At 60.3% G+C, this 12,617-nt stretch carries 11 protein-coding genes; 4 read left to right on the plus strand and 7 right to left on the minus strand.

From position 1 onward, the window contains the following. Positions 1-44: 44 nt before the first annotated feature. Positions 45-953 carry a LysR family transcriptional regulator gene (locus I9H07_RS06805; protein ID WP_024673536.1) on the plus strand — a complete coding sequence of 303 codons (909 nt, stop codon included), beginning with the start codon at positions 45-47 and terminating at the stop codon, positions 951-953. Positions 954-967: 14 nt separating this feature from the next. Here I9H07_RS06805 and I9H07_RS06810 read toward each other — a convergent pair whose 3' ends face one another. From I9H07_RS06810 to I9H07_RS06825, 4 genes are all read right to left on the minus strand, one after another. Further along, on the minus strand, positions 968-2,146 hold the full coding sequence (locus I9H07_RS06810; protein ID WP_024673537.1) for an acyl-CoA dehydrogenase family protein: 1,179 nt from the start codon (positions 2,144-2,146) through the stop codon (positions 968-970). Positions 2,147-2,178: 32 nt separating this feature from the next. Beyond that, positions 2,179-3,168 (minus strand): ABC transporter substrate-binding protein, encoded by a 990-nt coding sequence (locus I9H07_RS06815; RefSeq protein ID WP_236425472.1) that lies wholly within the window; start codon positions 3,166-3,168, stop codon positions 2,179-2,181. 258 nt (positions 3,169-3,426) lie between these two features. After that, positions 3,427-5,010: a rhodanese-related sulfurtransferase gene (locus tag I9H07_RS06820; RefSeq protein WP_236425473.1), complete on the minus strand. Its 1,584-nt coding sequence runs from the start codon at positions 5,008-5,010 to the stop codon at positions 3,427-3,429. Next, the gene (locus I9H07_RS06825; protein WP_236425474.1) at positions 5,007-5,627 is read right to left on the minus strand and encodes a cysteine dioxygenase; all 621 of its coding nucleotides are present in this window, start codon (positions 5,625-5,627) and stop codon (positions 5,007-5,009) included. Before I9H07_RS06825 ends, I9H07_RS06820 begins: the two co-directional genes overlap by 4 nt. A gap of 202 nt (positions 5,628-5,829) precedes the next feature. Here I9H07_RS06825 and I9H07_RS06830 point away from each other — a divergent pair, with 202 nt between their 5' ends. After that, positions 5,830-6,735 (plus strand): LysR family transcriptional regulator, encoded by a 906-nt coding sequence (locus tag I9H07_RS06830; protein ID WP_236425475.1) that lies wholly within the window; start codon positions 5,830-5,832, stop codon positions 6,733-6,735. 57 nt (positions 6,736-6,792) lie between these two features. Here I9H07_RS06830 and I9H07_RS06835 read toward each other — a convergent pair whose 3' ends face one another. After that, a complete protein-coding gene (locus I9H07_RS06835) occupies positions 6,793-7,881 on the minus strand; it encodes an LLM class flavin-dependent oxidoreductase (protein ID WP_236425476.1) in 1,089 nt (362 codons plus the stop codon). Positions 7,882-8,124: 243 nt separating this feature from the next. Between I9H07_RS06835 and I9H07_RS06840 the strand changes: the two genes are divergently transcribed. Both I9H07_RS06840 and I9H07_RS06845 read left to right on the plus strand, forming a co-directional pair. Further along, positions 8,125-8,427: a SelT/SelW/SelH family protein gene (locus I9H07_RS06840; protein WP_236425477.1), complete on the plus strand. Its 303-nt coding sequence runs from the start codon at positions 8,125-8,127 to the stop codon at positions 8,425-8,427. Positions 8,428-8,520: 93 nt separating this feature from the next. Next, positions 8,521-9,342, plus strand: coding sequence for a UDP-2,3-diacylglucosamine diphosphatase (locus tag I9H07_RS06845; protein ID WP_236425478.1), 822 nt, complete (start codon positions 8,521-8,523; stop codon positions 9,340-9,342). A gap of 19 nt (positions 9,343-9,361) precedes the next feature. Here the strand turns inward: I9H07_RS06845 and I9H07_RS06850 are convergent, their stop codons facing one another. Next, on the minus strand, positions 9,362-9,673 hold the full coding sequence (locus I9H07_RS06850) for a DUF962 domain-containing protein (protein WP_024672946.1): 312 nt from the start codon (positions 9,671-9,673) through the stop codon (positions 9,362-9,364). Positions 9,674-11,008: 1,335 nt separating this feature from the next. Then, a complete protein-coding gene (locus I9H07_RS06855; RefSeq protein ID WP_005767693.1) occupies positions 11,009-12,463 on the minus strand; it encodes a TrkH family potassium uptake protein in 1,455 nt (484 codons plus the stop codon). Positions 12,464-12,617 lie beyond the last annotated feature (154 nt).

The raw sequence follows: 12,617 nt of genomic DNA on the forward strand, positions 1-12,617 counted from the left end.
ATTAGTCTCTGCTGAATGTAGTTCAGCTCACTCAGGCCATGCCGATGAACCCTTTTGAAGACATGCGTATATTTTGCCAGGTCATGGAGTCCGGTAGTTTCACGGCCGCATCCGATAAGCTCGGGCTGTCCAAGCAGTTTGTCAGTCGCCGCCTGATGCAGCTTGAGGAGCGGCTTGGCGTGCGTTTGCTCAACCGCTCGACGCGGCGTCTGGATGCTACGCCTCTGGGCCAAAGCTATTACGAATCGGCCCTGCGCGTGCTGGCCGAAGTCGAACAGGTCGAGCAGAGCATCACCGGGCAGAGCAGCGAACCGCGTGGCACATTGCGCCTGAGCGCGCCCTTGTCGTTTGCCGTCGCGCACCTGGGCTGCCTGTTGCCAGAGTTTTTACAGCGCTACCGTGAGGTAGCGGTGGAGGTCGACTTGAGCGACCGGCCGGTGGACGTGATCAGTGAGGGCTACGATCTGGTGCTGCGCATCGGCGTGCTGGAGGACTCCAGCCTGATCGCACGCCGCATCGCTGCCATTGATCGGGTTTACTGCGCCAGCCCCGGCTACCTCGCCGCGCGCGGCACGCCGCTGGAGCCTGAAGACCTGCACCAGCACGACTGCCTGCCGTATGGTCACAGCCGCCAGGTGCAATGGCGCTTTCAAGGGGCTGGCAAAGCATCGAGTCTGAGCGTCAGTGGGCGAATGCGGGTCAATAACGGCGAGTTGCTCAGAGATGCGGCAGTTGCCGGGCTGGGGATCACTTACCTGCCGACGTTCATCGTCGGTGCCGCGCTGCGCGATGGCAGTCTGGTCCGCGTGCTGGACGACAGGCGGCCCGAGCCTCTGACGCTGTCAGCGGTGTACCCGCAACACCGTCAGGCTTCGCGACTGGTACAGATGTTCATCGAGTTTCTGCGCGAGCGTCTGGACGCTGATATCGAGCTGGATGACCGGCAGGGGTGATCGGTGCGCCCACGTTACCCGGTGTTGCGCCTGGCAAAAGCCGCTTTGCCCACCCCGCTCAGCACCGCATCGTTCTGCGGCGTATGCACCCGACCGCACAGCACATTGCGGTAATGACGTTGCAGCGGGTTGCTGCGCGACAGGCCCGGATTGCCCGAGGCTTCGACGGCCAGCTCCACGGCGCGTATGGCATTGCCGGTCACCAGAAATTTGATCTGCGCGGCGTGTTCGGCAGGCGTATGCCCCTGTGCAGCGGCTTGCAACAGGCTCTGGTTGGCGAACAGCAGGGTGTCGATGTGCCCGACGGTTTCCTGAAAGCGCGGCAGCGTCGAGAGTGCCGCCCCGAGGTTGGACGGTTTGCGCTGTTCCAGCCACTGCACCAGCCAGTCGCGGGCGGAATGGGCGATGCCGTCGTAGACCGATGACAGCAGCACGGCCATCCAGAGCATGCCCGCACCGTCCAGCTCCGATTGTGGCGCGCTCCACGGGCTGACGCTGACCGCGTGTTCGAGCGGCACCAGCACGTTGTCGAATCTGACTTCGTGGCTGTTGGTGGCGCGCATGCCCAGATGGTCCCAGTCTTCGATGATGGTGATGCCGGGCGTGTCCTTGTGCACCAGCCAGCTGCCGACCAGCGGGTCGTCGTCATCGCTGCGCGCCCACACGGCGAACCAGGTCAGGCCATGGCTGCCGGTGGAGTAGATCTTGCTGCCGCTGATCCGCCAGCCCTCGGCGGTACGGCGGGCGAGGGTGCCCGGCAGGCCACCACGTGCGGGCGTGCCCAGGTCCGGTTCAACGCGCAGGGCGTTGATCAGCGCGCCATCGCGAACCGCTTCTTCGGCCACGCGAACGCGCAGATCAGTCGGCCATTTGCGGTTCTCTTGCAGGCGCGAATGCTGCAGGTATTGCATCACCAGAATCAACGCTGTCGACGGTTCGCCCTTGGCCACTGCGCTGACAACCTGCTGCGCTCGAGCCAGATCAGCACCGCCGCCGCCCAGTTCGGCGGGCACAGTCAAGCCCAGCAGGCCGTGGCCGTGCAGCAAGGCAAAATTGGCGTGGGGGAATGCTCCGCTGGCATCGTAGTGCTCTGCGGTTTCGGCCAGCGTTGCGGTAATCCCCTGCAGCCGGGTGGCGAAGTCTGCGGCTGATTCGGGCAGCTCACGGTGCTGACGAAGCGGTGAAAGTTTCATGCGGGGTCCTTTTCGCAGCGGGTATCTGAGCGTTATTGAGCATTGGCCTGGGCAATCCGGGCACGCGATGCGTTGAAGCTTTTATCGAAACCAGTCGAGACGTCGATGGGTTTGCTGACAATGCCTTCTGCCAGGTAGGTGTTGGCGGTTTCTTGCAGGCCCTGAATAATCGGGTCATCAATCGGCGTGCGCTGCATCTTTGTGGCCTTCGCTACTGCCAGATGCACGGCTACTGGCAGGCCGGTGACTTTGGCCTGCGCGGCGGCATACTCCTCGGGATGATTGTTGGTCCAGTCGAAGGCGCGCTCGACCCTGGCAACGAAGTCCTCCAGTTGCACGCGTTTGCTGTCAATGGCCTTGCTGGTCGCGGCGAGGTACAGATGATTGCTCAGCAGTTCGTTGCCGCTGACCAGGACGCGTGCATCGTTCTGGCTGATGGAGATCGTGGTGTACGGGTCCCAGGTTGCCCAGGCATCGGCATCGCCGTTGGCCAGCACCAACCGTGATTCGCTGGGCAACAGGTAGAGGAAGGTCACATCGCTGGTCTTGAGTCCCGCCTGGTGCAGCGCGCGAATCGCCAGATAGTGGCCGATGGAGCCCCGCCCGGTGACGATGCGCTTGCCCTTGAGGTCGGCCACGGTCTGGATCGGCGAATCTTTCGCCACCAGCACGGCGGTGGTGAATCGGCCTTGGGCGTGGGTGATGCTGACCACTTTCAACGGCGCGCCTGCGCCGAGGGCAAACACATAAGGTGCATCACCCAGCGCACCGATATCCACGGCTTCGGCATTCAAGGCCTCGCCCAAAGGCGCGGCTGAAGGGAACTCGGAGAACCTGATTTCGTAAGGCGCATCCTTGAGTTCGCCGGAGACCTGCAACAGCACTTTGAGCAGTGACTTCTGATTAGCCACCAGCAACGGTGCCAGCTCAGCGGCCAGAACCTGCTGACCCGCCATGACGCTCAACAGTGCCCCCAGCAACAGGCTTTTGAGCGGCAGGGGGGATTTGAAAAAAGGTAGCATTCAGGTGGTTCTCCAATAGGGTGATGAATAGTCCCGATAAGCCTTTGACGCTTGTGCCAGTACGCCGCACCGCACCTTCAAAGTCGGACGCAGAGCGTCCAGAAATGCATTTCCACGCAGAGCGTGGGGACGCGAGTCATCGTGGTCTGGGCCTCGTTTTCCGGGCTTTGATTCTCGTGCCAATGCTCCGCGTTGGCATGCATTGGGTGACGCTTCGCGTCACAACCCTGCGCCGCACCGCATGCTCAAGATCGAACATCAAATCACGTAGAACCCATGTGTCCCGTCACGCCCCAGTTGCTCGACCAGCCCGAACTCCCAGTCGAGGTAAGCCTGCATGGCTTCACGCGGGGCGTCGGTGCCTTCATAGGGGCGGCGGTAACGGTCGATGCGTGGCGAGGCCAGTCGACTTTCGCCGTGCTCCAGTGGCAGGCCGGCCTTGACCCAGCTGGCGGTACCACCTTCGAGCAGGAACACCGGCCTGTCGGTCAGTGCCTCGACGTCGGCCACGGCGAAACGCGCCAGACGGCTGCTGCCACAGGTCAGTACATAACGCTCGGCGGCAGGTATTTTTGTCAGCGCCTGCTTGAGATCGGCGCGCAACGCCCACCATGCGCCAGGGATGTGCTGCTTGACGTAATGGGCGCTCGCCGTGAAATCCAGCACCGCCACCTCGACATTTTTCTGCCACTCGACAAGTGTCTCGATACTGATCGCTTCTACGTATGGCGGAGCAGGGAAGGGCGCGTCCCAGTCGCCTGACTCACTGAAGTCCGCCTCACGCAGATCATCGATGACCGAGACCTCCCAGCCCAGTTGCGCCAGCCAGGAAGCCGACATGTTGGCGCGTACACCTTCGTCGTCTACCAGCACGATGCGTGCGCCGCGTACGCTGGCGAAATGGTCGGTTTCCTGCACCAGCTGGCCGCCTGGCGTAGAGCGCGCACCCGGCAAATGGCCCTTGGCAAACTCTTCCGGGGTGCGCACATCGAACAGATAGGTGGTCCGTGACGGCTCAGCCTGCCAGCGTTGCAGCTCGGCCCGACGGGCACGTTTGACCCCGGCCCGGTCGGCGACCTTGCGTGCATCGGCGCGGGCAGTGTCGCGAGTGGCGTCGCTGACTGCCGCGAAACGCCGGTTCTGTCCATGCTCCAGTGTCTGCTCGGCCAGCAGCCAGCCAATAGTGCCGTTGCGTAGCGCATGGACCTGATTGGGAATACCCGCGTTGACCAGCGATTGAGTGCCAATGATGCTGCGCGTACGGCCCGCACAGTTGACGATGATCCGCGTGCTGGGGTCAGGGGCCAGTTCGCGCGCGCGCAACACCAGCTCCGCGCCCGGTACGCTGATGCCGCCTGGAATGCTCATGGTCTGGTATTCGTCATAGCGGCGCGCATCCAGCACCACCACATCGGCGTGGCTGTCGAGCAGGGCTTTGACATCTTCGGCGGCCAGCGATGGCGTGTTGCGCTGATGCTCCACCAGCTCGCCGAACGCTTTGCTCGGCACGTTGACATCGATGAACAGCTCGCCGCCTGCGGCACGCCAGCCCTGCAAGCCGCCGTCGAGCAATTTGACGTCGCTGTAGCCCAGGGATTGCAGGCGTTGCAGGGCGATCTGCGCCAGTCCTTCGCCATTGTCGTAAAGCGTGACGGCGGTATCGCGGCGTGGAATCCGCGAGAACACTTCCAGCTCCAGTTTCGACAAGGGGATATTCACCGCAAACAGTGGGTGAGCCTCGGCGAACGGCGCCTCTTCGCGAACGTCCACCAGCGCCAGCTCCCGGCGGTCCAGCAGCGCCTGACGAATATCGGCGAATGATCGGGTTGTGGTTGTGGTCATTGGATAACACTCCCTGTTGGCAGGTCCTGACGAGCAGTGGGGACGGCATTGGAATAGCCGGAAATGAACAGTTTTTCGTGCCCATCGAGGTCGTAGACGGCACGCTTTACAGTGCCGATATCGGCGCCGTACACATGAATGCTGATCGAGACCTGATTGTCGAACGCGTTGCTGACCTGATGAACGTCGTTGCTGTGCGGCGACAGGGCTTCGACCTGACCCGGTTGCAAAAGAATCGGCGGGCCGCTGGTTTCAAAGTGTCCGTGTGCGCTTCGTGCATAACCCTGTGAGTGCTCAGCGCCGCGCAGCATGCCAATCAGGCCCCAGACACGATGATCGTGAATCGGCGTGCGTTGCCCCGGCCCCCAGACGAAACTCACTACCGAAAAGCGCTGCAGCGGGTCGACATGCAGGAGGAATTGCTGATAACGCGCGGAATCGGGGATGGCGAATTCTGCAGGCAGCCAGTCATCATGGCTGACCAGTTGCGCCAGCAGTTTGCCGCCGCGCCGCAACAGGTCACTTTCGTGCGGTTCGCTGCCGATCAGCTCGGCCAGCGCATCAATAAACGCGCCGAGTCGTTCGGGGTGTTGTTCAGGGCGTCGTGGCTGGGTCATGTCCGGTTCCAGATCAGGGAATGACCTGATATAAGCATAATATTGTCAGTTAATATGCTATTTTTTAATGATTAGGTTATAACAAAAATGTCTTTTGCCTTTCTTCGTGAAGACGGGAAATCCTGGACAGGGCTATTAATCAGCGCCTGCGGGTACTATGCTTTTTGCCTATGTTGATTTCTCATATTTATGTGCGGTCCGAATGAAAATTGATGATATCGATGCGTTCGTTGCAGTCATCCGCTGTCAGTCGATCAGTCATGCGGCTGAATCACTCGATCTGACCCAGCCGGCCATCACGCGCCGGGTACAGAATTTCGAGCAGGCGCTTGGCGTCGAATTGTTCGACCGCAACACCAAGCCACTCAAGCCAACGCCCATGGGTATTCAGGTGTATCAGAAATGCCTGGCGATCCTGCGCGAGATGGATTCGCTGCGTGAGCTGGTGGCCAGCGATACGCCGCCCAGTGGTGTGTTGCGCCTTGGCGTGCCGCAAACCATTGGCGATGTGGTGCTGCTGGATGCGCTCAAGCAACTGCGCGGCGAGTTCCCGGACTTGCGCGCTCAGGTCAGCACCGGCTGGGGCAGCCACCTGATCGGCAAGATCGAGAACGGTGAGCTGGATGCGGCGGCAGCGCTGTTCCCGGCGGGCAAGATCTTTCCCGACAACATCATGGGGCAGTCCATCGGCAAGATGGAGCTGGTGGTGGTGTGCGCCAAAGGTTCGGTGCCGAAAAAGCCCGGCAAGCTGGCTGATTGTTACGAGCAGGGCTGGGTGCTCAACCCGGATGGCTGTGGGTTTCGCGCAGGTTTGCAGCGCACCTTGACCGATCAGGGCTTGAGCATGAAGGTCAACCTGGAAACCTTCGGCACCGAGCTGCAACTGGGGCTGGTGGCCGATGGCATGGGGCTTGGCCTGGTGCCGAGGCCGCTGCTTGAACGCAGCGCCCACCGTGAGAATCTGGTGGTGCTGCCACTGAAGGATTTCAAGCCGGTCATGGATTTGTGGCTGTTCTACCCACGCTTTCTAGGCAACCTGCAAGCACCGGTCGACGCGTTCGGTGCCTTGGTGGCTCGATCCCTCAAACCGGTTTCAGCCGCCGCGTAAGACTGGCATCGCGGGCGGGCTGCCTTCATGGAATCAGCCCGTCCGCATCGCCACCTGTCAGGCCACCTGTTCGCGAGCTTGCTGCTCACGCTGAGCGACCAGTTGGCGAGTTAGCGGGATCAGCTTTTTGCCGTAATCGATGGCATCTTCCAGCGGGTCGAAACCGCGAATCAGGAAGGTGGTAATCCCCAGGTCGTAGTAATCCAGCAGCGCTTCGGCGACCTGTTCCGGGGTGCCGACCAGCGACGTGGAGTTGCCTTGTGCGCCGAGCAGGCCAGCAATGCCGGTCCACAGGCGCTTGTCCAGACGCGAGCCTTGCGCGGCGGCGGCCAGCAGGCGACGCGATCCTTCGTTCGGTGGTTCACGGCGCACGAAGCCGTTACTGTCCGCCAGGGCTTTGGCCTTTTCCAGAATGCTGTCGGCGCGGGCCCAGGCCTGTTCTTCGGTATCAGCCAGAATCGGTCGCAATGACAGGCTGAAACGAATGCTGCGGCCATGTCTGGCGGCCTCGGCGCGCACCTGTTTCACCACGTCCCGCACCTGCTCGTAGGTCTCGCCCCACAGCGCGTAGACATCCGCATGCTTGCCCGCGACGGCAATCGCTGCCGCCGAAGAGCCGCCGAAATACAGCGGGATGTGTGGCTGCTGTGGCGATTTGACCAGCGAGTGCGCGCCCTCGAACTGGTAGTAAGTGCCCTGATGATCAAACGGCTTGTCGCTGGTCCATTCCTGACGCACCACGCTGAGGTATTCGTCGCTGCGGGCGTAACGCTCGTCCTTGCCGATGTGGCTGCCGTCAGCCCGCAGTTCCTTGTCATCGCCGCCGGTGATGATGTGCACGGCGGTGCGCCCGCCATTGAAGACGTCCAGCGTGGCAAACTGTCGGGCGGCCACGGTTGGCGAGATAAAACCGGGGCGATGCGCGACGAGAAATTTCAGTGTGCGGGTGACGCTCGCAGCATACGCAGCCACCAGCGTGCTGTCCGGGCTGTTGGAGTGGTAAGCGATCAATGCCCGATCAAAGTCAGCGTCTTCATGAGCCTTGGCCACCTTCTGCACATAGTCGGGCTGAATGGTTGCGCCGCTGCGGGAATGAATTTCAGAACCGGGTTGCGTGGCGATGTAGCCAATGAATTCAATGCTCATGAAAACTCCTGCCAATGGTTGAGGTCCGTTCGACCTGGTCGAGGAGCACCATAAAGGCAATCGGCAGACGCTGTGAAATTCGATTTTGGTCTAAGTTAATTATAAAAAATCTGCATTATTTAATGGACTGATAATTAAAGTCTTGTGCGAGGCTGCGTCGCAGGGTGCAGCGCATCATCAACGCTCGTTGATGTGCCCTGTGATGGGTATCATGGTCGTCTGTATTGGCTGGAGGGGACGTTCATGTCTGCCGAAAAACCTGAAATCATCATCACGTATTGCATTCAGTGTCAGTGGCTGTTGCGCGCCGCCTGGCTGGCACAGGAGCTGCTGAGTACCTTCAGTGACGATCTGGGCAAAGTATCCCTGCAACCGGGCACCGGAGGTACGTTTCGTATTACCTGCGAGGGTGTGCAGATCTGGGAGCGCAAGGCAGACGGCGGCTTTCCCGAGGCCAAGGTGCTCAAGCAGCGGGTCCGTGATCAGATAGACCCGGCACGTGATCTGGGCCACAACGAGCGTCCCGTGCCCACCAGCTCCCAGTGACACGGGGCGATTGTCACGACATCGCCACATGCGTGTCACATTCAGTTAACCGGCATGCTCCACTCTCTTCAAAACCATGCCGGAGGTTGTCCCATGAGCAGCGCTCAGCTCGCCACACCCAGCCGCAAACAACGTGTGCGGACCTTGTGGATTTCCGACGTTCACCTCGGCACGCGTGATTGCCAGGCTGAGCACTTGTCTGCATTCCTCAAGCGCTATCAGGCTGACAAGGTGTACCTGGTCGGCGACATCATCGACGGCTGGAAACTGCGCGGCGGCATGTACTGGCCGCAAGCACACACCAACGTGATTCGCCGTCTGCTGACCATGAGCAAGCGCGGCACCGAAGTGATTTACGTCACCGGCAACCATGACGAATTTCTGCGTCGGTATTCGAAACTGGTGCTGGGCAACATCCAGTTAGTGGACGAAGCCGAGCACGTGACCGCCGATGGCCGCCGCCTGCTTGTCATCCACGGCGATCAGTTCGACGTGATTACCCGCTACCACCGCTGGCTGGCCTTTCTCGGCGACTCGGCCTACGAGTTCACCCTGACCCTCAATCGCTGGCTTAACCACTGGCGCGCCAGGTACGGCTATGGCTATTGGTCGCTGTCGGCGTACTTGAAGCACAAGGTCAAGAGTGCGGTGAACTTCATCAGCGACTTTGAGGAAGCGATTGCTCACGAGTGTGTGAAGCGTGGTCTGGACGGCGTGGTCTGCGGGCACATCCACCACGCGGAAATCCGTCAGGTGGGTGGCGTGGAATACCTCAATTGCGGCGACTGGGTTGAATCCTGTACCGCGCTGATCGAGCATCTGGACGGCAACATCGAACTGTTCCGCCTGGCTGATGCGCATGTGAAGGCGCAACAGGTGGTCGCGCAGGAGCCCGTCAGCGAAACGGTTGCATGAACGTTGAAGCGGCGCTCGTTTAAAAAGCTACCTTACCCAACAACATGTCGCGGTACATGACGAAGTCACCGAGCAGGCTGTAGAACGGATGCCTGAACGTGGCCGGCCGGTTTTTCTCGAAAAAGAAATGCCCGGCCCAGGCAAAACCATAGCCAGCGACTGGCACCAACCACAACAACCCCCAGCGACCACTGCCCACGCCGAACGCCAACAGAAAAATCACCAGCGACGTGCCGACAAAATGCAGGCGTCGACTGGTGCTGCTGCTGTGTTCGGCAAGATAGAACGGATAAAACTCGGCAAAGCTTGAGAAACGCTTGATGGTATCCACAGTGCGTACCCTCAGGTTGGTTCTTGTTGTTATACACAAGTCCTGATGAGCCACAAAATACGGCTATGACTCGTGCCCACCCCGTGACATGCATTCGTGATGCTCCGCGTGACACAGCAGCACGACTTCATGCGTCGCTTGCAAACAAACGTTGCCATAAGAGGCTTTTCGATCACGATGTCACTGACGACGCAGAGTGCGACGTAAGTGACGGCTGAGTTCTGACACTGATCCGGGCGAAGGAACCCGACGAAGTCGGGCCGGAAACGGAGCCAGGGGGTTTGGTTACTTTGGCCCCATCAAAGTAACTCGCCGAGGGGCGAAAAGGGGCGTCGAGCCGTAAATAAACATCACTGACATCGCAAAACCGCTGTGTGACGCAGAGCGTCACGAACTGCATGCCAACGCGGAGCGTGGGCACGATAGTCAAGAAAGCGCTTTTTTATCGCGATGGCACTGACGACGCAGAGTGCGACGTAAGTGACGGCTGAGTCCTGACACTGATCCGGGGGTAGCCTGGCAGGACGCCAGGCAAGCCGCACCGGGCCATGGATGGCCCGTTGCGGCGACCCCCGGATCAGTGTCAGGACGAAGGAACCCGACGAAGTCGGGCCGGAAACGGAGCCAGGGGTTTTGGTTACTTTGGCCCCATCAAAGTAACTCGCCGAGGGGCGAAAAGGTGCGTCGATCCGTAAACAAACATCACTGACATCACAGAACCACTGTGTGACGCGGAGCGTCACGAACTGCATACCGACGCGGAGCGTCGGCACGATAGTCAAAAGGGGCGTCGAGCCGTTAACAAACATCACTGACATCGCAGAACCACTGTGTGACGCAGAGCGTCACGAACTGCGTATCGACGCGAAGTGTCGGCACGATAGTCAAAAGAAAGCGCTTTTTTATCACGATGTCACTGACGACGCAGAGTGCGACGTAAGTGACGGCTGAGTCCTGACACTGATCCGGGGGTAGCCTGGCAGGACGCCAGGCTAGCCGCACCGGGCCATGGATGGCCCGTTGCGGCGACCCCCGGATCAGGGTCAGGACGAAGGAACCCGACGAAGTCGGGCCGGAAACGGAGCCAGGGGTTTTGGTTACTTTGGCCCCATCAAAGTAACTCGCCGAGGGGCGAAAAGGTGCGTCGATCCGTAAACAAACATCACTGACATCACAGAACCACTGTGTGACGCGGAGCGTCACGAACTGCATGCCAACGCGGAGCGTGGGCACGATAGTCACATCGCAGAACCGCTGTGTGACGCAGAGCGTCACGAACTGCGTACCGACGCGGAGCGTCGGCACGATAGTCAGACGTATGAGCGCTGCCCGCTCTCAATGCCGCCAGAACGCCGGGACGCACAGCACCAGCACAGTAATGATCTCCAGACGGCCAAGCAGCATGCCGCCGGACAGAATCCACTTGGCTGCGTCCGGCAGGGTCGAAAAGTTGCCTGCCGGACCGATGACTTCGCCCAGCCCTGGCCCTACGCCGGATACCGTGCTGGCCGCGCCGGTCAGCGCTGTCATCCAGTCCAGCCCGAGCAGTGACAGCATCAGCGCGATCAGACAGATCGTGATCGTGAAGAAAAACGAAAAGGTCAGAATCGAACGAACGATTTCATCGTCCAGTCGATGGCCGTTGTATTTCTGTTTCATCACCGCACGCGGGTGGATCAGTTGATTGAGGTTGGTCTTGAGCAGGATGTAGGCCACCTGAAAGCGGAAGATTTTCACTCCGCCTGCCGTCGAGCCGGAACAGCCGCCGATGAACCCCAGATAGAAAAACAACATCAGCGAGAAGTTGCCCCACAAGCTGTAGTCGCCGAGCGCAAAGCCAGTCGTTGTCACCACCGACGTGACGTTCAACGCCACATGGCGCAGAGCCTCGGTCCATGGCAGGTCGGTGGTGTTGGCGTACCAGACGGTCATCACCAGCCAGGTAATCAACAGCAAGCCGATCAGCCCCTGCACCTGCTCGTCCTTGATCAGCGCCTTGCGATTGCCGCGCAGGGTGGCGACGTACAGCGTGAACGGCAGGCTGCCGAGGATCATCACCACAATGGCGACCCAGTGCACCGCAGGCTGTGGCCATTTGGCCAGCGACAGGTCGGACGTCGAGAAACCACCGGTGGAAATGGCCGACATCGCGTGGTTGATCGCATCGAACAGGCTCATGCCTGCCGCCCAGAATGCCAGGCTGCCCAATGCAGTGAAGCCGACGTAGGCCAGCACGATGAACTTGGCCACCATATGCGAGCGCGGCATGACCTTTTCCGAACGGTCGGAAGATTCGGTCTGAAACAGGCGCATGCCGCCAATGCGCAGTAACGGCAGAATCGCCACCGCCATGCCGATAAAGCCGATTCCGCCCAGCCAGTGCAGCATCGAGCGCCAGATCAGGATGCCCGGCGACATGCTGTCCAGATGGCTGAGCACAGTGGAACCGGTGGCGGTAATGCCTGACATGCTCTCGAAAAACGAGTCGGTGTAGCTGATGTGCTGGGTCAGCAGAAAGGGCAGGGCGGCGAAGATGCACACCACGATCCAGCTGGAAACCGTGAGCATGTACATGTCGCGAGGGCGCAGCTGGACATTATCGGGCCGCCCGGGCACCACCAGCGCCAGACCGGCAATAAAGGTGATCGCGCTGGCCCACAGAAACGAGCGCAGATCCTCGAAGCGGTCGTAGATGACCAGTGTCGCCATGGGCACAATCATCGCGACCGCCAGCGTGATCAGGAAGATGCCGATGATGAAACCGATGATGCGAAAGGTCGGCAACGACATGAAAGACTCTGGCTGGTATCAGGAAAGGCGCCATTCTACCCGCGCTTGAAGGCATGTAAACCAGTGTAGCCGTGGGGCGTTTCGACAGTGCAGGTAAGGATTTGTCCACCGGACTCGTTATTGACACTGAACAGGCTCTAGAATGTCCAGCCCA

Source organism: Pseudomonas syringae (assembly GCF_023278085.1).
In the GTDB taxonomy this organism is placed as follows: domain Bacteria; phylum Pseudomonadota; class Gammaproteobacteria; order Pseudomonadales; family Pseudomonadaceae; genus Aquipseudomonas; species Aquipseudomonas syringae_Q.